A 25,176-nucleotide genomic window follows, 5' to 3' on the forward strand; every position below is an offset into this window, starting at 1 on the left:
CCGGGACGCGCCGTACGCTGGCGCCCATGACGTCCCCGACCCCCCAGCCGGTCCCCGGTCCGGTGGTGGGCTTCGACCTCGACATGACCCTGATCGACACGGTCCCGGGCTTCGCCGCGACCCTGGTCGCGCTGTCGGAGGAGCTCGGCGTTCACCTGCCCGTCGCGGACCTGACCTCGCGGCTGGGCCCGCCGCTCGACGCGATGCTCGCCCCCCACCTCGCGCCGGAGGCCGTGGCGCCGGCGATCGCCCGGTTCCGCGAGCTGTACGCCGACCACTCGATCGTCCCGGTCCCCGCCTTCCCGGGCGCGCACGAGTCGCTCGCCGCCGTACGCCGCCACCGGGGCCGCACGCTGCTCGTCACCGGCAAGTTCACCCCCAACGCCCACCGCCACGTCGACCACCTCGCCCTCGACGTGGACCTCGTCGCCGGCGAGGTGTGGGGCGTCGGCAAGGCCGACGTGCTGCGCGAGGAGGGCGCCTCGATCTACGTCGGCGACCACGTGCACGACGTGGAGGGCGCGCTCGCGGCGGGGGTCGTGAGCGTCTCGGTGCTCACCGGTGGCTGCACCCGCGAGGAGCTCCTGGCCGCGGGCACGCACGCGGTGCTGGACTCGCTGGAGGACTTCCCCGCGTGGCTCGACGACCACCTGCTCGACCGGCGACTCGCCGCGCTGGAGGCCCGCCTGCGTGAGCTCGGCTCGGTGGTCGTCGCCTTCAGCGGAGGGGCGGACAGCGCCCTCCTGCTCGCGGCCGCAGTCCGGACGCTCGGCACCGAGCGGGTCGTGGCCGCCACCGGCTACTCCGACTCCCTGCCCGCGGTCGAGCGCGATCCCGGCCGCGACTTCGTGGCCTCGCTGGGGGTGCCGCTGCTGACTCCCCGGACGCACGAGATGGAGCGCGAGGGCTACCGCGCCAACTCCGGCGAGCGCTGCTATTTCTGCAAGGCCGAGCTCATCGAGACCCTGCGACCGCTGGCCGACGAGCACGGCATCGCCCACGTGGCGACCGGCACCAACGCCGACGACGCCGTCGCCGGCTTCCGTCCCGGCATCCGGGCCGCGGCCGAGCGCGGTGCGGTGACGCCGCTGCTGGACGCGGGGCTCACCAAGGACGACGTACGCCGCGCCTCGCGCCGCTGGGGGCTGCCCACCTGGGACAAGCCCGCCGCCGCCTGCCTCTCCTCCCGGGTCGCCTACGGCATCGAGGTGACCCCCCACCGGCTGGCGCGCGTCGAGCGCGCCGAGGCCGCGGTCCGCGCGGCACTCGCCGCGCACGGTCTCGAGAGCCGCGACCTGCGGGTCCGGGACCTGGGGGAGCGCGGGAGCGTCGAGCTCGTCCGTGACCTGGTGTCCGGTCCCGTCGCCGCCGGAACGCCCGGGGAGGCGTCGGTCCTGGCCGCCGTCCGCGGCGCGGGCTTCGCCGAGGCCGTCGTCGACCCCTGCGGCTTCCGCTCCGGGTCGCTCAACGAGGCCCTCGTCGCGGACTAGCACCTGCCCGGAATTGCCGAGTCCGTTGGCGGGTTGTCGAAGGGCACACATAGTCTGTGCGCGCTCGGGGCCGACGGCCCCGGCCCCACCGTCCCGCCGAGAGGCGGCCGCACGAAGGAAGAGGTCACGGCCGTGCCCAGTGGCAAGGTGAAGTGGTTCGACGCCGACAAGGGCTTCGGGTTCCTGTCCCAGGACGGTGGACCGGACGTCTACGTGCACTCCGACGCCCTCCCGGAGGGGGTCGCGACGCTCAAGGCCGGCACGCGGGTCGAGTTCGGCATCGCCCAGGGCCGTCGCGGCGACCAGGCGCTCCAGGTGCGCGTCCTCGACGCCCCCGCCTCGGTGACCCGCAACCAGCGCAGCGCGCAGCGCAAGGACCCCGAGACGATGGTCGGCATCGTCGAGGACCTCATCCGCCTCCTGGACGGTGTCGGCGAGACCTACCGCCACGGGCGCCACCCCGAGGCGCGTACGGCGAAGCCCACCGCCAAGCTGCTGCGGGCGCTGGCCGACGAGCTCGAGCTCTGAGCCGACCCGGGACGTCCTGACCGCTACGCGCGACCGGTCGTCGTGGCGACCCGTGCCGGGCGCGTGAGGAGCACGAAGGTCCCCCAGGCCACCAGCACGCCGCACGCGATGCCCAGTCCCAGCCGTGGCATCAGGGGCATGGCGATGCCGATGAAGCCGCCGGTGACCCACGCCAGCTGCAGGCTGGTGTCCGAGCGGGCGAAGGCGCTGGCCTGGACCCGCTCGGGCACGTCGCGCTGGATCGTGGAGTCGAGCGAGAGCTTGGCCAGCGACTGGGCGAGCCCGGCCGTGACGCCCAGCAGCACGAGCGGAAGCAGGCCGTAGAAGAGCGCCGCCACCAGGACCGCCGCGACGTCGGCCACCAGGGCCAGCACCACGGTCAGCGCGGGGTCGATGCGCCGCAGCATCGAGCCCAGGGCGATGCCGAGGGTGTTGCCGAGGCCGGCGGCACCGATGACCAGGCCGAGCAGCACCTCCGGGCTCCAGTCGCCGATCGGGTGGTCGCGCAGCAGGAAGGCCATGAACATGGTGAGGAAGCCGGTGAGCCACCGGGGTCCGCAGTTGGCCTTGAGGGCGAAGGCCACCGCGGCGGGCATCCGGCGCCGTGACCGGGTCCGGGGGCCGGCGCTGGGGCCGGGCATGAGGACGAGCTGCTCCTCGCCGGCACTGGAGTCGACGCGCTCGGGCAGGCGGATCGCCCAGACGGTGGCCAGCACGAAGAGCACGAAGCCGTAGCGCAGGGACCACTCCGGCCCGGCCGTCGAGGCGAGGATCGCGATCGGCGCGGAGATCGCCGCACCGACGACGCCGGCCAGCGACACCCGGGCGTTGGCCTTGACGAGCGTGAGGGCGGGCGGGAGCAGGCGCGGGACCGCCGCGGCCCGCGTCACGCCGTACGCCTTGGACGCGACGAGCACGCCGAGCGCGGCCGGGAAGAGCCACTCCGAGTCGGTGGCCACCGCCGTCGCCAGCGCCCAGCACAGGAACGCGCGCAGGGCCATCGTGGAGCCGATGGCCCACCGGCGGCCGTGGCTGAACCGGTCGAGGAACGGGCCGATCAGCGGGGCGACGATCGCGAAGGGCAGCATCGTGAGGCCGAGGAAGAGCGCGACCTGGCCGCGTGCCTCCCCGGTCGGGACCTGGAAGAACAGCGTGCCGGCGAGCGAGATGGCCACCGCCGCGTCGCCCGCGGCGTTGAAGGCGTGCAGCTCGATGAGGCGCGAGAGGCCGGAGTCGCCGGCCCCCTCCGCCCGGGTGGCACGCCGGGCCTGCTGGACGGTGTAGCGACCGGCACGACCGGTCACCCGGCCGGCGCCGGCGAAGCCGCGGCCCACCCCCCGCCCGGCCGCCCGCACGCCGTGGCCGGTGGCGGCGCGACGCGGGCGCTCGGTCCCGTCGGGTGGGGTCGGGTGGCCGTCGCTCATGGGACCAATCCTGCCGTGCGCATGGTCCGCAGGTGTGCAGCAGGGACCCCGGTGGGCACGTCGGGGAGACAGGAGCCGTGGTGGTTTGTCATGATGCGCCGGTGATCGCCCTCGCCGAGACCTCGCCCGACGCCACCCTGGCCGCGGCCGCCGACCTCGCACGTGCCATCGTCCTCGAGCTCGCCGACGCCACCGACGTGGGGAAGCACCTCGGCTGCGAGGCCGAGGGGGAGCGGATCGCCAGCCACCTCTTCGCCTGCACCAGCCCGGGGTACGCCGGCTGGCGCTGGTCGGTCACCCTGACCCGGTCCGCGGACAGCACCGACGCGACCGTCAACGAGGTCGTCCTCATCCCCGGCACCGAGGCGATCGTGGCTCCGCCGTGGGTCCCCTACACCGAGCGGCTCCAGCCCGGCGACCTCTCGCCCGGCGACCTGCTCCCGGTGGCCGACGAGGACCCGCGACTGGTCCCCACGTACTCCTTCGGCGACGACCCGCTGGACGCCGACGCCAAGGCCCAGGTGCGCCAGGTCGCGCAGGACCTCGGCCTCGGCCGGGTCCGCACGCTCTCCCCGGAGGGCCTCGACATGGCGGCCGAGCGCTGGTACTCCGGTGACGGCGGTCCCGAGTCGCCGCTCGCCAAGAGCGCACCCGACTCGTGCTGGTCGTGCGGCTTCCTGGTGCGCGTGGCCGGTCACCTGTCCGGCACCTTCGGGGTGTGCGCCAACGGCAACGCCAACGACGACGGGCGCATCGTGTCCCTCGACCACGGCTGCGGTGCCCACTCCGAGGTCAAGCTGGCCCGCAAGCAGCAGCCGATCCCGGTGCCCGACCACGTCTTCGACACCCTCACCGACGACGAGTTCGACTCCCTCTGAGGTCCACCGCTCAGCGCAGCGGGTGCCCGTACGACGTCGTGGTGGCCGGGGCGTCGTCGCGCGACAGCAGCCACACGGCGTACGCCGGCGACGGCGGGTGCAGCTCGTAGGAGCCGAAGCACGCGTCCACCCGCAACCCGCTCGCGACGGCGTCGGCGGTGAACTCCTCGTGCGGGTAGTCCCGAGCCGTGGCCGGGCCGTCGACCGGGTGGAACCCGACGAGCACGCGCCCGGTCGGGGCCAGCAGGGACCGCAACCGCGCCAGGACGGCACGTTCGGTGTCCTCGGCCAGGAAGACCATGACGTTGCCCACCGCCACGGCGAGGTCGAAACCGCCGTCGAGGGAGGCGGTCAGGATGTCGGCGTGCTGCACCGCGAGGTCGGGGTAGGTGGCGCGCGACTGGGCGACGAGGGCGGCGTCCGGCTCGACCGCGACGACGTCGTGGCCGCGGGCGACCAGGGCCGCCGCGACCCGACCCATGCCGGAACCGACGTCGAGGATCCGCGCGCCCCGGCCGACCAGCGAGTCGACCAGCCGGGCCTCGCCCTCGACGTCCTCGCCGTCGGCGACGAGCCGGGCGAACTTCTCGGCGTACCCGCGGTTGGCCTCGCCGGCCAGGTCCCACCGGGTGCGGGGCTGCGTCACGCGTCGTCCTGCGCGGAACGGGCCTTGCGGCGACGGCGGACGTACTCCAGCCCGCACAGGCCCAGGCCGAAGCCCGCCAGGCAGGTCCACAGCCACCACGTGCGTCCGGTGTCCGCGAGGGTGCCGTAGAACGGCAGGAGCCCGATGAAGGCGAGCAGCCACAGCCCGACGCCGACCTCGACGGTGCGGACGCCGTCGACGTCGAGGGGCGCCACGTCGGCCACGATGTAGGTGCGGTTGCCGATCTCGTGCTGGGTCGGCTGCTCGTCCCTGAAGTCCACGCCGCCACGCTAGTCGCTCGTCCCGGACGCCGAAACACCGCCGCAACGGACTTCTGCCACACTTCCGCCCGTGACTGACAAGACCCAGACCGCGCAGCGGTCCCCCCGGACGTCGGGCCTCGACGGCTACTTCAGGATCAGCGAGCGCGGTTCCACCGTGTCCCAGGAGGTGCGCGGCGGCGTCGTCACCTTCCTGACGATGGCCTACATCATCGTGCTGAACCCGCTCATCCTCGGCTTCGTGCCGGACTCCACCGGCGCCTTCCTCGGCGGCGGGACCGAGCCCGGCAGCGGCATCCCGGCGATCGCCGCGGGCACGGCCCTGGTCGCCGGCCTGCTGACGATCCTGATGGGCGGTGTCGCCAACTTCCCGCTCGCCCTCGCGACCGGGCTGGGCCTCAACGCCTTCGTCGCCAACTCCATCGCCCGGCAGTCCACGTGGGGCGACGCGATGGGGCTGGTGGTGCTGGAGGGCATCGTCATCCTCGTGCTGGTGCTCACCGGCTTCCGCAAGGCCGTCTTCCACGCGGTGCCGCAGCAGCTGAAGGTCGCGATCTCGGTCGGGATCGGCCTGTTCATCGCCCTGATCGGCTTCGTGGACGCCCGCTTCATCACCCGGATCCCGGACGCCTTCCAGACCACGGTGCCCGTCCAGCTGGGCGCCGACGGCCACCTCGTCGGCTGGCCGGTGCTCGTCTTCTGCTTCGGCCTGGCCCTGATGGTTGCCCTGTGGGTCCGCCAGGTCCGCGGTGCGATCCTCATCTCGATCCTGGCCACCACCGTCCTGGCGGTCGTCGTCGAGGCGATCGGCGACATCGGCGCCGCGTCAGCGGACAACCCGGGCGGCTGGTCGCTGAGCGTCCCGACGCTCAGCGGCGACGTCGTGGGCCTGCCGTCGTTCGACACCCTGGGCGAGTTCGACCTCTTCGGCGCGTTCGGCAGCGCCGGCACCGGCTTCCTCGCCGCGCTGCTGCTGGTCTTCTCGCTGCTGCTGGCCGACTTCTTCGACACGATGGGCACGATGACCGCGATCGGCGCCGAGGCCGGCCTCAACGACGAGGAGGGGACGCCGCCGCACGCGCAGCGCATCCTGGTCGTCGACTCGGTGGCCGCCATCGCCGGCGGCGCCGCGGGCGTCTCGTCGAACACGTCCTACATCGAGTCGGCCTCGGGGGTGGGGGAGGGGGCGCGCACCGGCCTCGCCTCGATCGTCACCGGCGTGCTCTTCCTGCTCGCGACGTTCTTCACGCCCCTGGTCTCGGCCATCCCGTCCGAGGCGGCCGTCCCGGCCCTGGTGCTGGTCGGCTTCCTGATGATGCAGCAGGTCACCGAGATCGACTGGCGCGACGTCGAGCTGGCCATCCCCGCCTTCCTCACCGTGGTGCTCATGCCGTTCACCTACTCGATCAGCGTGGGCATCGGCGCCGGCTTCGTCGCGTTCGTCCTCATCAAGGTCGTCGTCGGCAAGGCGCGCGAGGTGCACCCGCTCATGTGGGTCGTGGCCGCCCTCTTCGTCGTCTACTTCGCCTACACCCCGATCAACGGCTGGCTCTCCTGACACGTCCCCGAACACCCCGCTCACCCGACGGGTCCGGCCACGACTTCGTGGCCGGACCCGTCTGTTCGTGGCCTCTGCAACGCCCCCAATGAGCAGGAACCCCCACCTCGGCGGGGATTCCAACCTTGACGGAATACTTAGCAGAGGTAATGAGTTACGCTAACGACATGCCGACCACCGAAGCCGTTGCCCGCACCGACGCGGGGCTCGCCGCCGAGCTCCGCCTCGGCGTGATGCGCCTGCGTCGGAGACTCGCCAGCGAGCGACACCCCGACAACGACCTGAGCCTGGGCCAGATGGCCGTGCTCGGTCTGCTCTTCCGTCGGGGCGACCAGACGGTCGGCGAGCTGGCCCGGCTCGAGCACGTGCAGCCGCCGTCGATGACGCGCACCGTGACCTGCCTCGAGGGCGACGGGCTCGTCGTACGACGCCCGCACGAGACCGACGGCCGCGTGGTGATCGTGTCGCTCACCGACCGAGGCCGCGCCGTCGTCCTGGCCGACCGCTCGCGCCGTGACGCGTGGCTGGCAGTCCGCCTCACCCACCTGACCCCCGACGAGCGCGACGTCCTGCGCCGCGCCGCCCCCCTCCTCGACCGCCTCTCGCAGGCCGACTGACCCGAAGGAGTCACCACGAGTCCTCGATTCCGTTCCCTCGCCAACCCCAACTACCGCCTGTACGCCGCCGGCGGCGTCGTCTCCAACACCGGCACCTGGATGCAGCGGGTCGCCCAGGACTGGCTGGTCCTGCAGCTCACCGCCAACAGCGGCGCCGCCCTCGGCATCACGACGGGACTCCAGTTCCTGCCGTTCCTGCTCATCGCGCCCTTCGCCGGGCTGGTCGCCGACCGGATGCCCAAGCTGCGGCTCCTCCAGCTGACCAACTTGGGCATGGCGCTGCCGGCGGCCGTCCTCGGCCTGCTCGCGGTCACCGGGACCGCCGAGATCTGGCACGTCTACGTCCTGGCCTTCGTGCTCGGCACGGCGTCCGCCTTCGACGCACCCGCGCGCCAGTCCTTCGTCTCCGAGATCGTCGAGCCCGACGACCTCACCAACGCCGTGGGCCTCAACTCCGCGAGCTTCAACGCCGCCCGCCTGGTCGGCCCGGCCGCCGCCGGCATGATGATCGCCGCCTTCGGCGGGGGAGTGGTCGCGACCGGCTGGGTGATCCTCATCAACGCCGTCTCGTACGTCGCCCCGGTCCTGGCCCTGCGCGGCATGGACGCCAGCGCGCTCGACAGCCCGGTGCCGGGCAACCGCGGACCCGGCGCGATCCGCGAGGGCGTGGCCTACGTCCGGGCCCGTCCCGACCTGCTGCTCATCCTGGCCATCGTCTTCAGCGCGGGCACCTTCGGGCTCAACTTCCAGATGACCTCGGCGCTGATGGCCACCGAGGTGTTCGGCAAGGGCCCCACGGAGTACGGCCTGCTGGGCACCTTCCTCGCGGTCGGGTCGTTGACCGGCGCCCTGGTCGCCGCTGGTCGCACCCGGGTGCGGCACCGGCTGGTGATCGGCGCCGGGCTGGTGTTCGGCGCCGTGGTCACCATCGCCGGCCTGATGCCGTCGTACCTCACCTACGCCCTGGTCACCCCGCTCATCGGCCTCAGCGCGCTCACCCTCATCACCAGCGCCAACGCCTACATGCAGCTCAACACCGAGCCGGGGATGCGAGGGCGGGTGATGGCGCTCTACATGATGATCTTCATGGGCGGAACGCCCGCGGGTGCGCCGGTGATCGGCTGGATCGGCGAGACCTTCGGCGCCCGGTGGACCCTGGTGCTGGGCGGCCTGCTCACCATCGCGGGCGTCGGCCTCGCGACCCTGGTCTTCGCGCGTGCGAAGGGCGTCTCCGTGATGCCCCACCGCACCCCCGTCCTGGCCGAGCCGGCGGCCGGCCCGGCGAGCGGCTGAGGGGCCGGTCGGGGCCCGCTCCGGCGTTTTGACCGGCCTTGGGGCGGCCGGTAGATTGACTCCTCGTGTTTGGCCTGCGCTCAGGCCTGTCCAGAACCGGACGGGTCGGGCGCCCATCCACGACAGCGCACAGCACGTCGTGCGCCGGGCACCACCGCTCCTGAGCGGCAGTTCCCGACCATCACCGCCTCGGCAGGTCGCCGTTGCGAGAGATACACCAAGAAAGGGAACCACTCGGTGCCCACCATCAATCAGCTGGTCCGCAAGGGCCGCCAGGACAAGGTGTCCAAGTCCAAGACGCCTGCCCTGAAGGGATCCCCGCAGCGCCGCGGCGTCTGCACCCGGGTCTACACGACCACCCCCAAGAAGCCGAACTCCGCCCTGCGCAAGGTCGCCCGCGTGCGCCTGTCCAGCGGCGTCGAGGTCACGGCGTACATCCCGGGCGTCGGCCACAACCTGCAGGAGCACTCGATCGTGCTCGTGCGCGGCGGCCGTGTGAAGGACCTTCCCGGTGTCCGCTACAAGATCATCCGCGGCACGCTCGACACCCAGGGTGTCAAGAACCGCAAGCAGGCCCGCAGCCGCTACGGCGCGAAGAAGGAGAAGTAATGCCTCGCAAGGGTCCCGCTCCCAAGCGCCCTCTCGTCGTCGACCCGGTCTACGGCTCGCAGATCGTCACGCAGCTGGTCAGCAAGGTCCTCCAGGACGGCAAGAAGCAGGTCGCGCAGCGCATCGTCTACACGGCCCTCGAGGGCTGCCGTGAGAAGACCGGCACCGACCCCGTCGTCACGCTCAAGCGCGCGCTCGACAACGTCAAGCCGGCCATCGAGGTCAAGTCCCGCCGTGTCGGTGGCGCGACCTACCAGGTCCCGATCGAGGTCAAGCCCAACCGCAGCACGACGCTGGCGCTGCGCTGGCTCGTCGGCTACGCCGCCGACCGTCGCGAGAAGACCATGTCCGAGCGACTGATGAACGAGATCCTCGACGCGTCCAACGGCCTCGGTGCCGCTGTGAAGAAGCGTGAGGACACCCACAAGATGGCCGAGTCCAACAAGGCCTTCGCCCACTACCGCTGGTGACGCCGGTGGGGCTCGTCGCCACCGCGACGGGCCCCGCCGCACACCGCCCCACCTACTTTCCGAGGGACTGAGACCCAACAGTGGCTGTCGACATCACCACCGACCTCAACAAGGTCCGCAACATCGGCATCATGGCGCACATCGACGCCGGCAAGACCACCACGACCGAGCGCATCCTCTTCTACACCGGTATCTCCTACAAGATCGGTGAGGTCCACGACGGCGCAGCCACGATGGACTGGATGGAGCAGGAGCAGGAGCGTGGCATCACGATCACCTCTGCTGCGACCACCTGCTGGTGGAAGAACCACCAGATCAACATCATCGACACCCCCGGCCACGTGGACTTCACGGCCGAGGTCGAGCGCTCGCTGCGCGTCCTCGACGGCGCCGTCGCGGTGTTCGACGGTGTCGCCGGCGTCGAGCCGCAGACGATGACGGTGTGGCGCCAGGCCAACAAGTACTCGGTCCCCCGCATGTGCTTCGTCAACAAGCTCGACCGCACGGGCGCGGACTTCTTCCGCTGCGTCGACATGATGGTCGAGCGCCTCAACTCCACCCCGCTGGTCCTCCAGCTCCCGATCGGTGCCGAGTCCGACTTCCTCGGTGTCATCGACCTGGTCGGCATGCGTGCCCTCACCTGGCGCGGCGAGACCACGATGGGCGAGGACTACGAGGTCGAGGAGATCCCGGCCGAGCTCGCCGAGCAGGCCGCGGAGTACCGCGAGAAGCTCATCGAGACGCTGGCCGAGGCCGACGACGAGATCATGGAGAAGTACCTCGAGGGTGAGGAGAACTTCACCGTCGAGGAGCTCGAGGCGGCCATCCGTCGCGCCACCCTGGCCGACAAGCTCAACCCGGTCCTGTGCGGCACCGCGTTCAAGAACAAGGGCGTGCAGCCCCTGCTCGACGCCGTCGTGAAGTTCCTGCCCTCGCCCCTCGACATCGACGGCATCCAGGGCCACTCGCCCAAGGACGAGGACGAGGTCATCGTCCGCCAGCCGTCCGACGACGAGCCCTTCTCCGGCCTGGCCTACAAGATCGCCTCCGACCCGCACCTCGGCAAGCTGATCTACGTCCGCGTCTACTCCGGCAAGCTCGAGGCCGGCGCGTCCGTGATCAACTCGGTCAACGGTCGCAAGGAGCGGATCGGCAAGGTCTACCAGATGCACGCCAACAAGCGTGAGGAGATCGCGTCGGTCGGCGCCGGCCAGATCGTGGCCGTCATGGGCCTCAAGGACACCAAGACCGGTCACACGCTCTCCGACCCCCAGCACCAGGTCGTGCTCGAGTCGATGACGTTCCCGGCCCCGGTGATCGAGGTCGCCATCGAGCCCAAGACCAAGAGCGACCAGGAGAAGCTGGGCACCGCGATCCAGCGCCTCTCCGACGAGGACCCCACCTTCACGGTCAAGGCCGACGAGGAGACGGGCCAGACGATCATCGCCGGCATGGGCGAGCTCCACCTGGAGATCCTCGTCGACCGGATGAAGCGCGAGTTCCGCGTCGAGGCGACCGTCGGCAAGCCGCAGGTGGCCTACCGCGAGACGATCCGCAACAAGGTCGAGAAGCACTCCTACACCCACAAGAAGCAGACGGGTGGCTCCGGTCAGTTCGCCAAGGTCGTCATCGACCTCGAGCCGAACATCGACCCGGAGACCGGCACCGGCGCCGGCTACGAGTTCGTCAACTCGGTCTCCGGTGGTCGTGTCCCCAAGGAGTACATCCCCTCGGTCGACCAGGGCGGCCAGGAGGCCATGGAGTTCGGCGTGCTCGCCGGCTACCCGATGGTCGACGTGAAGTTCACGCTCCAGGACGGCGCCTACCACGACGTCGACTCCTCGGAGCTGGCGTTCAAGATCGCCGGCAACCAGGCGTTCAAGGAGGCCGCCCGCAGGGCCAAGCCGGTCCTGCTGGAGCCGATGTTCGCCGTCGAGGTCACCACGCCCGAGGGCTTCCTCGGCACCGTGATCGGCGACATCAACTCCCGCCGTGGCCAGATCCAGGCCCAGGAGGAGCGTCACGGGGACATGGTGGTCAACGCCCTTGTGCCCCTCTCCGAGATGTTCGGGTACGTTGGCGACCTGAGGTCCAAGACCTCCGGCCAGGCGTCGTACTCGATGGAGTTCGACTCGTACGCCGAGGTTCCCTCGAACATCGCCGAGGAGATCGTCAAGAAGGTCCGCGGCGAGTAGTCGCCCGGGCCCCCGGCCCTGCACCACCCGTTCCACACCCACGTTTCAGTACCAACCCAACCAGGAGGAGCCCCAGTGGCTAAGGCGAAGTTCGAGCGGACCAAGCCGCACGTCAACATCGGCACGATCGGTCACATCGACCACGGCAAGACGACGCTGACCGCGGCGATCACCAAGGTGTTGCACGACAAGTACCCGAACCTGAACGAGGCCTCGGCCTTCGACCAGATCGACAAGGCTCCCGAGGAGCGTCAGCGCGGCATCACGATCTCGATCGCGCACGTCGAGTACCAGACCGAGGTGCGTCACTACGCGCACGTCGACTGCCCGGGTCACGCGGACTACATCAAGAACATGATCACCGGTGCCGCTCAGATGGACGGCGCGATCCTGGTGGTCGCCGCCACCGACGGCCCCATGCCGCAGACGCGTGAGCACGTGCTGCTCGCCCGCCAGGTCGGCGTGCCCGCCCTGGTCGTCGCGCTCAACAAGTGCGACATGGTCGACGACGAGGAGCTCATCGAGCTCGTCGAGATGGAGGTGCGCGAGCTCCTCTCCGAGTACGAGTTCCCGGGCGACGACATCCCCGTGGTCCGCGTTGCTGCCTTCCCGGCGCTCCAGGGCGACGAGAAGTGGGGCGACTCGATCGCCGAGCTCATGCAGGCCGTGGACGACTACATCCCGACCCCGGAGCGCGAGACCGACAAGCCCTTCCTCATGCCCGTCGAGGACGTCTTCACGATCACCGGTCGTGGCACCGTCATCACCGGTCGCATCGAGCGCGGCATCGTCAAGGTCAACGAGGAGGTCGAGATCATCGGCATCCGCGAGGGCTCGCAGAAGTCGACGGTCACCGGCGTCGAGATGTTCCGCAAGCTGCTCGACGAGGGCCAGGCCGGCGAGAACGTCGGTCTCCTCCTCCGTGGCACCAAGCGCGAGGACGTCGAGCGCGGCATGGTCGTCATCAAGCCGGGCACCACGACGCCTCACACGAACTTCGAGGCCTCGGTCTACATCCTGAGCAAGGACGAGGGCGGCCGCCACACGCCGTTCTTCAACAACTACCGCCCGCAGTTCTACTTCCGTACGACGGACGTGACCGGCGTCGTGACCCTCCCCGAGGGCACCGAGATGGTCATGCCGGGTGACAACACCGAGATGTCGGTCGAGCTCATCCAGCCCATCGCGATGGACGAGGGCCTGCGGTTCGCGATTCGTGAGGGTGGCCGCACCGTCGGCGCCGGCCGGGTCGTCAAGATCACCAAGTGATCTGATTCCCAGCGCTTCACCAGCGAGGCCCCACTCCTGCGGGAGTGGGGCCTCGCTGCGTCTGCGGGGTCCGGTCACCCGGGTCGCTGGCGGCGCCGGCGGGGCTGGGATGATGGGGGCGTGTCCGAGTCGCCCCAGGAGCCCGTGCGCCCCGCCCGTCCCCACCACAAGCTCACCGACGAGGGTCGGCGCATGCGCGAGGTGCTCACCTACTCGCGGCGCGGCAGCCGCTTCACCCCGCGTCAGGCCGAGGGGTGGGCGGCCCACCAGGCCGACTGGGTGATCCCGGACGAGGCCGTCGACCGACCCGACTTCGACCTGCTGTCGTGGTGGCCGGACCGCGACGCCCCGCTCGTGGTGGAGATCGGCTCGGGGATCGGGGAGGCCACCGCCGTGCTGGCCGCCGCCCGCCCGCACGTCAACGTCCTCGCCTTCGAGGTGTGGCGTCCCGGCATCGCCGACAGCCTGTGGCGGGTGGCCGAGGCGGGCGCCGACAACGTGCGCTTCTGCGGCGTCGACGCGGTGTGGTCGCTCGAGCACCTGCTCGGCCCCGCGAGCATCAGCGAGCTGTGGACGTTCTTCCCCGACCCGTGGCACAAGACCAAGCACCACAAGCGCCGCCTCGTGAGCCCGGCGCACGCGGCCCTGGTCGCCAGCCGGCTCGCGCCGGGCGCGCGCTGGCGGCTGGCCACCGACTGGGCCGAGTACGCGCAGCAGATGGTCGAGGTCCTCGACGCCGAGCCGCTGCTGTCGGGAGGGCGCGTCGAGCGCTGGGCCGAGCGGCCGCTGACCCGCTTCGAGCGCAAGGGCCTCGACAAGCACCGCGACATCACCGACCTCACCTACACCCGCACCTGAGTCGGCGCGAGAGCGACGGTCCTCGGCCGGACATCGAGGGTGCCCCCGCCCCTCCCGGCCTAGGGTTCAGCGGTGACCACCACCGCCACCCGGACCGAGCCGCGGATCCACCGGGCCTGGTGGGTCGCCGCCATCACCATGGCCGCGCTGGTCGCGGCGGCCGGCTTCCGGTCCTCGACCGGCGCCCTGCTGGTGCCCCTCGAGGAGGAGTTCGGCTGGTCGCGGGCGACGACGAGCGGGGCGGTGAGCCTCAACCTCATCGTCTACGGGCTGACCGCGCCCTTCGCCGCGGCGCTGATGGAGCGCTTCGGCGTACGCCGCGTGGTCGCCGCCGCCCTCACCCTGGTGGCGCTCGGCTCCGGGCTGACCCTGGTCATGACCAGCCCGTGGCAGCTGTGGCTGCTGTGGGGCTTCGCGGTCGGGACCGGCGCCGGCGCGCTGGCCCTGGTCTTCGGCGCGATCGTCGCCAACCGCTGGTTCGTGCGCCACCGCGGCCTGGTCATCGGGGTCTTCTCGGCGGCAAGCTCGACGGGACAGCTGGTCTTCCTGCCCGCGATCGCGCGGCTCGCGGAGGGTCCCGGCTGGCGCTGGGCCGCGGGCCTGGTCACCGTCTTCGCGCTGGCCCTGGTGCCGCTGGTGCTGTGGCTGCTCCGGGACCGTCCCTCCGACGTCGGCACCACGGCGTACGGGGCTGCTCCCGTCAGCGGGGTGGAGCCCGCCCCGGTGCCGCGGCGTGACCCCGACGTGGGAGCCGCCACCGTGGCGGTGCGCACCCTGCGCGAGGCCTCCTCGAGCCGCACCTTCTGGATCCTCTTCGGCACGTTCTGGATCTGCGGGTGGTCCACGAACGGCCTGATCGGCACCCACTTCATCCCGGCCGCGCACGACCACGGCATGCCGGCCACGACCAGCGCTTCCCTATTGGCTCTGATCGGCATCTTCGACATCGCCGGAACGATCGGCAGCGGGTGGCTGACCGACCGCGTCGACTCGCGCTACCTGCTGTGCGGCTACTACTTCTTCCGCGGTCTCTCCCTGCTCGCCGTGCCGTGGCTGCTGGGGCCGCACGTCGAGCCCAGCCTGTTCGTCTTCATCCTTTTCTACGGCCTCGACTGGGTGGCCACCGTCCCTCCGACCGTCGCGCTGTGCCGCCAGCACTTCGGCGCCGAGCGGGCGGCGGTCGTCTTCGGCTGGGTCTTCGCCGCGCACATGGTCGGAGCCGGGGTCGCGGCCAGCTTCGCGGGCTGGGTCCGCGAGTGGCGGGGTGACTACTTCGGGGCCTGGCTGACGGCGGGGGTGCTGTGCGTCCTCGCGGCCGCGGCGTGCCTGGTGGTCCCGCGGGTGCCCGTCGGCGCCGCCGAGCCCTCAGCGCGGTGAGCTGACCGGCACGCCGGCCTGCTCGAGGGACCACTCGGTGCGCATCCGCTCCGCCTCCCGCTCGGGGCCGGGAGGAACGGCGCTCAGCCGGTCGGGCAGCGCCAGCGTCCGACAGGCCTCGGCGAGCACGTCGTCGTACGCCGCGAGCGTGGCGTCGCGCCGGACCTTGCTGGCGCCCGGCACCGGGGCGAGCACCTCGGCGCGGATGCGGTGCAGGTCGGCGACGACGCGCTCGAGGGGGCGGTTGGTGGGCTGGGGCGCCCGGTGTCGGGTGCGGTGGCGCTGCACGAGACGGCCCAGGGAGGCGGCGTGCAGCGCTCCTCCCACCACGAGGCCGAGCATCGCCGTGCACGCGACGACGGCCGCCAGGCCGATCACCATGGTCCTCACGGTACGCCGGGGCCCGGCACGTGTCACCGGCGTGGGGTGAGCCGCTCCCGCAGTGCCGCGTCGCGTCGCAGCCGAGCGAGGTCGCGCTCGCGGCGCGAGGAGATGACGGCGGCGAGGTAGTCGTGGGGCGGAGTGCCCGGAGGAGGGGGTGGGGCGACGTAGGTCGCCACCTGCTCCGCGAGGCGCAGCCCGAGCTCGTCACGGTGCCCGGGGTCGAGGGTGGCCTGGCGCCCGAGGTACTGGCGCACGGCGAGGGCCAGCCCCGTCGGCAGGGCTGCCATGTCGGCGGTGCGCGCCCACGCCGTCAGTCCCGGCGGCATGGTGGCCGGCGCGGGGAGCTGCAGGCGGACCCGGCTGCGGACGACGTAGGTGCCGGCGGCGTAGTCACCCAGCCGCTTGCCCTTGGCCGAGAGCATCGCGGCGAAGAAGGCGGGCGCCCCGGCGAACGCGTAGATCTCCACGAACCCGATGAGGGACCGCACGAACGCGTGCTGGGCGCTGATCGGGCCGGCGTCGTCACGGACCGTGCGCAGCCCCATCGCCAGCTTGCCGAGCGAGCGACCACCCGTGAGCGTCTCCACCGTCGTCGGCAGCACCAGGAAGACCGCGATGAGGGTGCCGATGACGGCCACGTGGGCCAGCGCCGCGTCGGACCGTCCGGTGGCGGTGCCGAGCACGAAGGCGGTGGCCACCAGGACGAGGACCGTCAGGAGCACGTCGACGAGGCCGGACGCCATCCTGGCGCCGAGGCTCGCCGGGGGGAGGTCGAGCGCGACCGCCTCGCCGGTGACGTGGTCGTCGGCGGTGACACTGGCGAAGGTCGGATCGGACATCGCGGCCAGCATAGGGTGGCGCCGTGGACCTCGACGCCTACGTGCTGACGCACTCGGCCGACTGGCGGCGGCTGGACGAGCTCGCCGGGCGACGCCGACTCAGCGGCGCGGAGAGCGACGAGCTCGTCGAGCTCTACCAGCGGGTCGCGACCCACCTGTCGGTCGTGCGCACCTCGGCCCCCGACGCCGGGCTCATCGCCCACCTGTCCTCGGTGCTGGCCCGGGCCCGCCACCGCACCGTCGGCACCCGGGCCACCACGTGGCGCGGCGTCCGTGACTTCTTCGTCCTGCGCTTCCCGGCCGCGCTGTACCGGTTGCGCTGGTGGTGGCTGGGCACGCTCGCCGCCAACGTCGCGGTGGCGGGCGTGATGATGTGGTGGCTGCTCGGCAACCCCGCGGTCGAGCAGTCCCTGCTCACCCCGGCCGAGGTGGACCAGCTGGTGCGCAACGACTTCGAGGGCTACTACAGCGAGTACGCCGCCTCGCACTTCGCCGCCCAGGTGTGGATCAACAACGCGTGGGTGTCCGCGCTGTGCATCGCGCTCGGGATCCTCGGGCTCCCGGTCGTCTGGCTGCTCCTCCAGAACGTCGCCAACCTGGCCATCATCGGCTCGATCATGACCCGCCACGACCATGCCGGCCACTTCTGGGGGCTGATCCTGCCCCACGGGCTGCTCGAGCTCACCGCCGTCTTCGTGGCCGGCGGGGTGGGGCTGCGCCTCTTCTGGTCGTGGATCGAGCCCGGGCGGCTGACCCGCGCGCAGTCCCTGGCCCGGGAGGGTCGCACCGCCGGGACGATCGCCCTCGGTCTCGTCGCCGTCCTCGCCCTGAGCGGGGTCATCGAGGCGTTCGTGACGCCGTCGCCGCTGCCGACGGCGGCGCGGGTGGCCATCGGCGTGCTCGCCGAGCTGGCCTTCGTGGCCTACGTGTTCGTGCTGGGCCGCAACGCCGCGCTCCGCGGCCACACGGGGGACGTCGACGCCGCACTGCTCGAGGACCGGGTCGCGACGCGCGCCTGAGGGGCGAGCCCCGGCTCAGAGCAGGCCGCGGGCCTTGAGGTCGAGGTAGTGGTCGGCCAGGGCCGGGGGCAGGCGCTCGGCGTCGGCGTCGAGCACGTCGACCCCGAGGGTGCGCAGCATCCGCGCGGTGCGCTCGCGCTCGTCGAGGACCCGGGACGCCGCCGCCGCGGCGTACACCTCGTCGAGGGAGCTGCGTGCCCCGACGAGGTCCGCGAGCGCCGGGTCCTTGACCGACGCGACGACCACCCGGTGGCGCCGCACGAGCGTGGGAAGCACGGGCAGCAGGCCCTCCTGCACCGACGCCGGCTCGAGGGGGGTCAGGAGCACCACCAGGGCGCGCTGACGGCCGAGCCGGGTGACCTCGCCGGCCAGGCCCGACCAGTCGGCCTCGGCGATGACCGGCTCGAGGTCGGCCATCGCCTCCTGCAGGCGCGCGGCCACGTCGCGGGCGCCGGCGGCGCGGAAACGCGCCCGCACGGTGCGGTCGCCGGCGACCACGTCGACCCGGTCGCCCGCCCGGGCCGCCAGCGCGGCGAGCAGGAGCGCGGCGTCCATCGCGGAGTCGAGGCGCGGGACGTCCCCGACGCGGGCCGCCGACACCCGGGACGTGTCGAGGACCAGCACCACCCGGCGGTCCCGCTCGGGCTGCCAGGTGCGCACGACGACCGAGCGGCTCCGGGCGCTCGCCCGCCAGTCGATCGAGCGGACGTCGTCGCCGCGGACGTACTCGCGCAGCGAGTCGAACTCGGTGCCCTGGCCGCGGACCCGCACGGCGGCACGCCCGTCGAGCTCGCGCAGGCGCGCCAGCCGCGAGGGCAGGTGCTTGCGTGAGTCGAAGGCCGGCAGGGACCGGACGGTCCCGGGGACGTCCAGGGTGGCCTGGCGACAGGCCAGCCCGAGCGGTCCCGGCAGCCGCACGGTCACGCCGACGGCGCGCAGGTCGCCCCGCCGCCCGGGCAGCAGGGGAGTGGTGAGCACCGCGCGGGAGCCGGGTCGCAGCAGCAGGCGGTGCCGGTCGCCGGTCGCGCCGGCGCTGGGCTGCCAGGCGTCGCGGACCACCCCCCGGACGGTACGGCGCCCGGTCGCGGTGATCGTGAGGCGCGAGGTCGCGGGGGTCCCCATCCGGACGGTGCCCGGGGGGCGACGGCTGATCGCGAGTGCGGCGGGCCGCGGCGCGACCATCCAGTCGAGCGTCGTGAGCGCGGCGACGAGCAGCAGCCACATCCACACGGTGCCCATGACCGGACGCAGCACGACGGGCAGCACGCCGGCGAGCAGCAGGAGGGGGACGCGCGAGGTGATCGTCATCAGGAGGTCAGCGCCGGGCCGTGATCGGGAGGGGGCTCACCGGGGGACCGGGACCGAGCCGACGGCGGAGGCGAGGACGGCGCTGACGTCGACACCCTCGAGCTCGGCCTCCGGCCGCAGGCCGAGGCGGTGTGCCAGCGTGGAGTGGGCCAGGGCCTTGACGTCGTCGGGGGTGACGAAGTCGCGACCGGTCAGCCAGGCCCAGGCCCGTGCCGCCCGCAGGAGGGCGGTGGCCCCGCGCGGGGAGACGCCCAGCGACAGCGAGGGCGACTCGCGCGTGGCCCGGGCGATGTCGACGACGTACCCGGTGACCTCGGGGGAGACCTGCACCGCCCGCACGGCGGCCTGCCCGGCGGCGATGTCGGCCGGCCCGGCGACCGCGGTCACCCCGGCGGCCGCGACGTCGCGGGGGTCGAACCCGGCGGCGTGGCGACGCAGGATCTCCAGCTCGGCCTCCCGCTCCGGCACGGGGAGCACCAGCTTGAGGAGGAACCGGTCGAGCTGCGCCTCGGGCAGCGGGTAGGTGCCCTCGTACTCGACCGGGTTCTGGGTGGCGGCGACGAGGAAGGGCGAGGGGAGCGGACGGGAGACCCCGTCGACGGAGACCCGCCCCTCCTCCATCGCCTCGAGCAGCGCGGACTGCGTCTTGGGAGGCGTCCGGTTGATCTCGTCGGCGAGCAGCAGCTGGGTGAAGAGGGGACCCTCGCGGAACGAGAGCTCCCCGTCGCGCCCCTCGATGACCATCGAGCCGGTGATGTCGCCGGGCATCAGGTCGGGGGTGAACTGCACCCGCTTGGTGCCCACGTCCAGCGCCTCGGCCAGGGTGCGCACGAGCAGGGTCTTGGCCACGCCCGGCACGCCCTCGAGCAGCACGTGCCCGCCGCAGAGCAGCGCCACGAGCAGGCCCGAGACGGCTGCGTCCTGCCCGACCACCGCCTTGGCGACCTCGCTGCGCACGGCGGCCAGCCGGGCGCGGGCCTCCTCGGCTCCGGTGGGTCCTGCGGTCATGTGGCACGTACCTCTCTGTCGAGCGCGGCCAGGGAGTCGGCCAGGCGGATGAGCTCTTCGTCGGTGCGGGGTGGGGGAGCGGAGTCGTCGAGCAGCGCGGCCACCTCGTCGCCGGGTCTGGCCACGGCGCGGGCCACGTCCCGCACCAGGGTGTCGCCGTCGTCGGTGGGCAGGCGGAGGTGGGCGGCCGCCGCGGCCCGGCTGTGCCGCCGCAGCGCCCGCGCGGCATGGGCCCGGTCGTCGGCGTCGCGGTAGAGACGCCCGCGGGCGTGGGTCGTCTCCAGCGCCCGCACGGTCACGGGGAGGGGCTCGGTGGCGAGCGGGCCGAGGCGCCGTCCGCGCCACCACACCACGGCCACCATCGCCAGCCCGGCCATCCACACTGCCGGCACCAGCCACGGCGGCAGCAGGGTGCGCAGGCTGACGCCGTCGTCCGCGGCCAGGTCGGCGAGGTCGGGGACGTACCAGACGAGCCGGTCGCCGCGGCCCAGCAGCCGCAGCGCGACCGTGGCGTTGTCCGCGCGCAGGACCTGGTCGTTCTCCAGGATCCCGGGGGCCCCGAGGAGCAGCAGGCCGTCGTCGGCCGAGGCCAGCCACCAGCCGTCCCGACCGCCGAAGCACCCGGTGGTGGTGGGCCAGTCGGTCGCCCGGTCGACGTCGACCGCGAGGCCGCGCAGGGCGTCGTCGAGCGCAGCGTCGGTGCAGCCGGCGCCGCGCGGTGCGTCCGGGACGCTGCCGACCCCGTCGACCTCCACGCCCAGGGCCTCGACCGCGCCCGGGCCCGGGTCGGCGACCACGACCGTGGCCGACCCGGCGTGCGCCAGCAGGCGCCGCGCGGTGCTGCGCCCGAGGTTGTCCGGCGAGGTGACCAGGACCGTGGTGCCCGCGTCGACGGCGGTGTCCTCGAGCGCGCTCGCGGAGCGGGCCACCTCCACGTCCACGCCCTCGTCGGCGAGCACCCGGGCCACCGCGCGGGCACCCGTCCCGCCCGGGTTGTCGGGGTCGTGGATCGCTGACGTGCCGGGCGCGGTGCCGAGCAGCACCGCGGTGGCGAGCGCGACGAGCGTGCCTGCGCCGATGAGCGCGGCCGTGCGGTGGCGCTCCCACAGGCCCCTCACGAGGCACCGGCCAGCGCGTCGTCGAGGGCCAGCACGGACCTGGCCTGCTCCGCGGTGGCCGCGCGGTCGCCGTACAGGACCAGGTCGAAGAGCCGCGCGCCCTCGTCCACCTCCGGCTCGCGTCCCGGGTGCAGCACCCGCAGCGCCAGACCCAGCTCGTGCGCGGTGGCGCCGGGGGCGTCGTCGAGCAGTCCCCGCTCGACCTGGCGCACGGCCAGGGCCCGGAAGCCGTCGACCAGCGCCGTGCCGTGGTCGCCGGAGGAGTACGCCGCGTCGGCCCGCGCGCGCCACTGGTCGGCGCTCAGCGACCCGTCCGGCACCGCGACCTGCGTGTGGCCGCGGACCGCCCGGGTCGCCCGGGTGCGGGTCGCCAGCCAGAGCAGGGCCAGGACGAGGAGCAGGCCGACCAGCATCGCGAAGAACGTCGTGAGGGGAGGGGCCGACGACGCGGCGTCGATGGTGCGCCCGATGGCACGTCGTACGGCCTCGACCAGGCGCCCCAGGAGGTCGTCCTCGCGGTAGGCCGGCCGCAGGAGCTCGCGGCGCAGCAGCGAGCGCCCCTCGTCCGGCGTGGGGACGAGGGGCGGCTCCGCAGGCCACCGCAGGATCACGCGCCGAGGATCCCGGCCTGCCGCATGAGCGTGATGTCGTGGCCCTCGGCGCGCATGCGCAGGTCGAGGTACTGCAGGGCGGTCACCGACGTGGTGAAGGGGGCGACGAAGGCAGCGGTCACCACGGACGCGACCGCCTGGCTGACGACGAGGACCAGCACGCCGGCCTCGCTCGGCACCCCGCCCAGCAGCGCTCCCTGTGCGAGGAAGCTGAGCGGCATGGCGAGGGCGGTGCCTGCGGCCTGAGCGATGACCACGGTGAGCAGGGCGATGCCGAAGGTGCGCCAGAACGCGCCCCGGGTGAGGCGGAAGCCGCGGCCGATGGCGCCGAGGACGCCGACCGGCTCGAGCATGAGGGCGGGGACCGGGAGGTAGTAGACGCGCACCCAGAACCACACGAGCACGGCGAGGAAGACCGGGACGCTGACGACGCCGTAGAGCACCGGTTGCCGCCAGTCGTCGGCCGTCGCGACGACGGGGATCCAGGTGAGGCCGTACACCACGAGGCCCAGCACGAGGGCCAGCCCGAGCACGACCGTGAGCCCGACGAGCCGCCAGCGCTTGCCCCGGGTGGCCCCCCAGGCCTGCTCGAGGCTGAGCCGGCGGCCGATGGCCGCGGCCGCCACGACGTGGGCGATCATCCCGCCGACGAGGATCAGCCCGACGGCCTGGAGCACCGATCCCAGCCCGAGCGAGCCCATCGAGCCGAGCACGCCGGAGACGTCGCCGCCCAGCTCGCCGGAGTCGTCCACCGACAGGGAGAGGTCGAGCGCGAGGGTCAGGACGGCCGTGACCACGACCGGGATGGCCATCGCCACGGACGCGACGAGCACGGCCGAGCCGACCGTCGCGGTGGGGTTGAAGCGGATGATCCGGAAGGCCGCGTCGTAGATGTCCGACAGCGTCAGCGGGCGGAGCGGGATCGCGCCGGGCTTGTGCGCGGCGCCGAGCATGCCGGGCGCAGGGCCGCCGGCCCGCGGAGCGTGGGTGGGGCTCGGGTACGACGGGTACGGCGGCGGCGTGCCGCCACCCGGCGGTGGCGGCTGCGGCCCGGTGGGTCCGGGCGGCGGGAACTGCTCGGTCATCGGACCCCCGTCTCGTGAGTGGCCCAATCCTGTCAGGTCACGACACGGCCCGTCCGGCGTACTCTCCGCCCATGCGCCCGACCCGACGCCTGCCGACCCTCGCGGTGGTGCTGCTCGCGGTGCTCCTGGCCGGCTGCGCCGGCGCCCCGGGAGAGCAGGCGCAGGAGCAGCCGGGGACCGCGGTCTCGCCCCCCGACCCCACCGCCGCGCTGCGGGACGCGTGCCTCAGCGCCATCCCGGAGGACGCCGACCTCACCGCACTGACCCTCGAGGGCGCCACCGACGGGACCATCGTGGGCGGCGTCGTCGGGCCCGCCCGCCCCGAGACGGTGGCCGTGCTGCTGCCCCAGATCACCGGCCTGTGCGGGTGGGGGCGCTTCGCCACCGCCCTGGCCGCCGACGCCGCGGTGACCTCGATCCTGCTGGACCCGTGCGGCTACGGGGACTCCGAGTGCAGCGACGCCGGCGAGGCCGACCCCCTCAACGAGATCGCCCCGGCGGTCCGTCACGCCCGCGACGTGCTGGGGGCGCGCCGCGTCGTCCTGGTCGGTACGTCGATGGGTGGCTCGCTCACGGTCCTCGCCGCGGCAGCGGGCGCCGACGTCGACGGGTGGGTGGACGTGAGTGGGCCGCCGCGCTGGGGGGAGACCGACCTGGCCTCCGTGGCCGCCGACCTCCCGTCCGAGGGGATGGTCGTCATGGCACGCAGCGACGGCGACTCCGCCTACCGCCAGGCCCGGGCCCTGGCCCGCGCCTCCGGCGCCAGGTTCGTCGACGGGGGATCGGGCCACGGGTGGGAGCTGTTGAGTCGCCCCCTGTCCGGGCGGACCACGCGCGTGGGGTCGCTCGTGCAGGCCTTCGTGGTCGGTGGCCCCGGCGCCTGAGGACCCCGTCCGGGACGTCCCGGCCGACGGCGGTCGGTCCGATTTGGCGCCCCTGCGGATCTCTGCCAAGATATCCAGGTTGCTCCGGCGGGTCCCACCAGACCATCTGCGCGGATGCGGCACCACATTGATCACTGAATCGCGTCTCCCGGATCGACCTCAGTGCTCTGCGTGCGCCGCACCGGCTCGGTCATCTGGCGGGGACGCGATCAGCCCGACGAACCGGTCGGGTGCCACCTGGAACACCATCGAGACTCGCGTCTCGTGTCGCTTGGAACATGAGCGACACGCCCGACCGCGGGGGTCGGCGGAGGGGTGGTGGAGAGACAGGCGGTGCGGCTTCACCCGACGAGGCCGTGTCGTGAATACAGGACCAGAACGCGGTACCTCCCTGGCGGGGGTACGAGATCGATAAGGACGAGAGAGACCTATGGCGGGACAGAAGATCCGCATCAGGCTCAAGGCCTATGACCACGAGGTGATCGACACCTCGGCGCGCAAGATCGTGGACACCGTCACCCGCACGGGTGCGAAGGTCGCCGGCCCGGTGCCGCTGCCGACCGAGAAGAACGTGTTCTGCGTCATCCGCTCGCCCCACAAGTACAAGGACTCCCGCGAGCACTTCGAGATGCGCACCCACAAGCGCCTCATCGACATCATCGACCCCACGCCGAAGACGGTCGACTCGCTCATGCGCCTCGACCTGCCTGCCGGTGTCGACATCGAGATCAAGCTCTGAGGTATCTGCGATGACCGGAACTTTTGAACGCAATGTCAAGGGACTGCTGGGCACCAAGCTCGGCATGACCCAGCTCTGGGACGAGAACAACATCGTCGTCCCCGTGACCGTGATCGCTGCTGCGACCAACGTCGTGACGCAGGTCCGCTCGCCCGAGACCGATGGCTACAACGCCATCCAGGTCTCCTACGGCGAGATCGAGGCCCGCAAGGTCAACAAGCCTGAGGCCGGCCACTTCGGCAAGGCCGGGGTGACCCCGCGTCGTCACGTCGTGGAGATCCGCACCAGCGACGCCGCGTCGTACTCCGTCGGACAGGAGCTCTCTCCCGAGCTCTTCACCGCCGGCGACGAGATCGACGTGACCGGCACCAGCAAGGGCAAGGGCTTCGCCGGAACCATGAAGCGTCACGGCTTCTCCGGCGTCGGCGCTTCCCACGGTGCCCACCGCAACCACCGCAAGCCGGGCTCGATCGGTGCCTGCGCCACGCCGGGCCGTGTCTTCAAGGGCACGCGCATGTCGGGGCGCATGGGTAACGACACCGTCACCACCCAGAACGTCACGGTCCACGCCGTCGACGCCGAGAAGGGCCTGATCCTGCTCAAGGGCGCCGTTCCCGGCCCGCGCGGTGGCCTCGTGGTCATCCGCTCGGCTGCCAAGAGCTCCGTCGACTCTGGCAAGGAGGCCTGA

The 25,176-nt window shown here is 72.6% G+C and carries 25 protein-coding genes and 1 pseudogene; 16 read left to right on the top strand and 10 right to left on the bottom strand.

What is annotated here, in order from left to right; all coding sequences use genetic code 11:
- The first annotated feature begins 26 nt into the window (after positions 1–26).
- Together ASG94_RS13755 and ASG94_RS13760 are read left to right on the top strand one after the other, a co-directional pair.
- Positions 27–1,490, top strand: a complete 1,464-nt coding sequence (locus ASG94_RS13755) for an HAD hydrolase-like protein (RefSeq protein ID WP_200958115.1) — start codon at positions 27–29, stop codon at positions 1,488–1,490.
- A gap of 132 nt (positions 1,491–1,622) precedes the next feature.
- Positions 1,623–2,018, top strand: coding sequence for a cold-shock protein (locus ASG94_RS13760; RefSeq protein WP_056926999.1), 396 nt, complete (start codon positions 1,623–1,625; stop codon positions 2,016–2,018).
- 23 nt (positions 2,019–2,041) lie between these two features.
- On the opposite strand, the gene ASG94_RS13765 is transcribed toward ASG94_RS13760, so the two are convergent.
- Positions 2,042–3,442 (bottom strand): MFS transporter, encoded by a 1,401-nt coding sequence (locus ASG94_RS13765; protein WP_082624180.1) that lies wholly within the window; start codon positions 3,440–3,442, stop codon positions 2,042–2,044.
- Between the two features lie 101 nt (positions 3,443–3,543).
- Between ASG94_RS13765 and ASG94_RS13770 the strand changes: the two genes are divergently transcribed.
- Positions 3,544–4,320 carry a DUF3027 domain-containing protein gene (locus ASG94_RS13770; RefSeq protein ID WP_156411580.1) on the top strand — a complete coding sequence of 259 codons (777 nt, stop codon included), beginning with the start codon at positions 3,544–3,546 and terminating at the stop codon, positions 4,318–4,320.
- A gap of 10 nt (positions 4,321–4,330) precedes the next feature.
- On the opposite strand, the gene ASG94_RS13775 is transcribed toward ASG94_RS13770, so the two are convergent.
- Positions 4,331–4,966, bottom strand: a complete 636-nt coding sequence (locus tag ASG94_RS13775) for a class I SAM-dependent methyltransferase (RefSeq protein WP_056927000.1) — start codon at positions 4,964–4,966, stop codon at positions 4,331–4,333.
- Positions 4,963–5,247 carry a DUF2530 domain-containing protein gene (locus ASG94_RS13780; protein WP_235537272.1) on the bottom strand — a complete coding sequence of 95 codons (285 nt, stop codon included), beginning with the start codon at positions 5,245–5,247 and terminating at the stop codon, positions 4,963–4,965. Before ASG94_RS13780 ends, ASG94_RS13775 begins: the two co-directional genes overlap by 4 nt.
- Before the next feature lie 70 nt (positions 5,248–5,317).
- Here ASG94_RS13780 and ASG94_RS13785 point away from each other — a divergent pair, with 70 nt between their 5' ends.
- The 9 genes and pseudogenes from ASG94_RS13785 (at position 5,318) to ASG94_RS13825 (ending at position 15,493) form a co-directional block, all read left to right on the top strand.
- On the top strand, positions 5,318–6,805 hold the full coding sequence (locus ASG94_RS13785; RefSeq protein ID WP_056927001.1) for an NCS2 family permease: 1,488 nt from the start codon (positions 5,318–5,320) through the stop codon (positions 6,803–6,805).
- Positions 6,806–6,972: 167 nt separating this feature from the next.
- On the top strand, positions 6,973–7,422 hold the full coding sequence (locus ASG94_RS13790) for a MarR family winged helix-turn-helix transcriptional regulator (protein ID WP_235537273.1): 450 nt from the start codon (positions 6,973–6,975) through the stop codon (positions 7,420–7,422).
- A gap of 48 nt (positions 7,423–7,470) precedes the next feature.
- Positions 7,471–8,715, top strand: a pseudogene (locus tag ASG94_RS13795) (MFS transporter); the annotation flags it as partial.
- Positions 8,716–8,952: 237 nt separating this feature from the next.
- Positions 8,953–9,324 (top strand): 30S ribosomal protein S12, encoded by a 372-nt coding sequence (gene rpsL / locus ASG94_RS13800; RefSeq protein WP_056599611.1) that lies wholly within the window; start codon positions 8,953–8,955, stop codon positions 9,322–9,324.
- Positions 9,324–9,794 (top strand): 30S ribosomal protein S7, encoded by a 471-nt coding sequence (gene rpsG / locus ASG94_RS13805; RefSeq protein WP_056927004.1) that lies wholly within the window; start codon positions 9,324–9,326, stop codon positions 9,792–9,794. The genes rpsL and rpsG overlap by 1 nt, the downstream gene beginning before the upstream one ends.
- Positions 9,795–9,874: 80 nt before the next feature.
- A complete protein-coding gene (gene fusA / locus ASG94_RS13810; RefSeq protein ID WP_056927005.1) occupies positions 9,875–11,989 on the top strand; it encodes an elongation factor G in 2,115 nt (704 codons plus the stop codon).
- A 75-nt stretch (positions 11,990–12,064) separates the two neighbouring features.
- The gene (gene tuf, locus ASG94_RS13815) at positions 12,065–13,258 is read left to right on the top strand and encodes an elongation factor Tu (protein ID WP_056927006.1); all 1,194 of its coding nucleotides are present in this window, start codon (positions 12,065–12,067) and stop codon (positions 13,256–13,258) included.
- A 120-nt stretch (positions 13,259–13,378) separates the two neighbouring features.
- Positions 13,379–14,116 (top strand): tRNA (guanine(46)-N(7))-methyltransferase TrmB, encoded by a 738-nt coding sequence (gene trmB, locus ASG94_RS13820; RefSeq protein ID WP_056927007.1) that lies wholly within the window; start codon positions 13,379–13,381, stop codon positions 14,114–14,116.
- A 72-nt stretch (positions 14,117–14,188) separates the two neighbouring features.
- On the top strand, positions 14,189–15,493 hold the full coding sequence (locus ASG94_RS13825; RefSeq protein ID WP_235537274.1) for an MFS transporter: 1,305 nt from the start codon (positions 14,189–14,191) through the stop codon (positions 15,491–15,493).
- Here ASG94_RS13825 and ASG94_RS13830 read toward each other — a convergent pair.
- Positions 15,482–15,874, bottom strand: coding sequence for a hypothetical protein (locus ASG94_RS13830; protein ID WP_056927008.1), 393 nt, complete (start codon positions 15,872–15,874; stop codon positions 15,482–15,484). The two genes, ASG94_RS13825 and ASG94_RS13830, sit on opposite strands and share 12 nt — an antisense overlap.
- Positions 15,875–15,906: 32 nt before the next feature.
- Positions 15,907–16,716, bottom strand: a complete 810-nt coding sequence (locus ASG94_RS13835) for an RDD family protein (RefSeq protein ID WP_056927288.1) — start codon at positions 16,714–16,716, stop codon at positions 15,907–15,909.
- 23 nt (positions 16,717–16,739) lie between these two features.
- On the opposite strand from ASG94_RS13835, the gene ASG94_RS13840 reads away from it, so the two are divergent.
- Entirely contained in the window at positions 16,740–17,735 is a 996-nt protein-coding gene (locus ASG94_RS13840; RefSeq protein ID WP_056927009.1) for a stage II sporulation protein M, read from the top strand.
- Between the two features lie 15 nt (positions 17,736–17,750).
- On the opposite strand, the gene ASG94_RS13845 is transcribed toward ASG94_RS13840, so the two are convergent.
- Genes ASG94_RS13845 through ASG94_RS13865 form a run of 5 tightly spaced genes read right to left on the bottom strand, consistent with a single transcriptional unit; the run spans position 17,751 to position 22,865 of the window.
- Positions 17,751–19,043: a DUF58 domain-containing protein gene (locus ASG94_RS13845; RefSeq protein ID WP_056927010.1), complete on the bottom strand. Its 1,293-nt coding sequence runs from the start codon at positions 19,041–19,043 to the stop codon at positions 17,751–17,753.
- Between the two features lie 36 nt (positions 19,044–19,079).
- Complete coding sequence (locus ASG94_RS13850) at positions 19,080–20,051, bottom strand: AAA family ATPase (RefSeq protein ID WP_056927011.1); 972 nt, start codon at positions 20,049–20,051, stop codon at positions 19,080–19,082.
- Positions 20,048–21,169, bottom strand: a complete 1,122-nt coding sequence (locus ASG94_RS13855; protein ID WP_056927012.1) for a DUF4350 domain-containing protein — start codon at positions 21,167–21,169, stop codon at positions 20,048–20,050. Before ASG94_RS13855 ends, ASG94_RS13850 begins: the two co-directional genes overlap by 4 nt.
- Positions 21,166–21,780: a DUF4129 domain-containing protein gene (locus ASG94_RS22010; protein WP_056927013.1), complete on the bottom strand. Its 615-nt coding sequence runs from the start codon at positions 21,778–21,780 to the stop codon at positions 21,166–21,168. Before ASG94_RS22010 ends, ASG94_RS13855 begins: the two co-directional genes overlap by 4 nt.
- On the bottom strand, positions 21,777–22,865 hold the full coding sequence (locus ASG94_RS13865) for a hypothetical protein (protein ID WP_056927014.1): 1,089 nt from the start codon (positions 22,863–22,865) through the stop codon (positions 21,777–21,779). Before ASG94_RS13865 ends, ASG94_RS22010 begins: the two co-directional genes overlap by 4 nt.
- 71 nt (positions 22,866–22,936) lie before the next feature.
- Here ASG94_RS13865 and ASG94_RS13870 point away from each other — a divergent pair, with 71 nt between their 5' ends.
- From ASG94_RS13870 to rplC, 3 genes are all read left to right on the top strand, one after another.
- On the top strand, positions 22,937–23,749 hold the full coding sequence (locus ASG94_RS13870; RefSeq protein ID WP_056927015.1) for an alpha/beta fold hydrolase: 813 nt from the start codon (positions 22,937–22,939) through the stop codon (positions 23,747–23,749).
- 430 nt (positions 23,750–24,179) lie between these two features.
- Entirely contained in the window at positions 24,180–24,488 is a 309-nt protein-coding gene (rpsJ, locus tag ASG94_RS13875) for a 30S ribosomal protein S10 (RefSeq protein WP_007078637.1), read from the top strand.
- A 10-nt stretch (positions 24,489–24,498) separates the two neighbouring features.
- A complete protein-coding gene (gene rplC / locus ASG94_RS13880; protein ID WP_056927016.1) occupies positions 24,499–25,176 on the top strand; it encodes a 50S ribosomal protein L3 in 678 nt (225 codons plus the stop codon).

The sequence above is a fragment of the Nocardioides sp. Soil805 genome (assembly GCF_001429625.1).
GTDB lineage: Bacteria > Actinomycetota > Actinomycetes > Propionibacteriales > Nocardioidaceae > Nocardioides.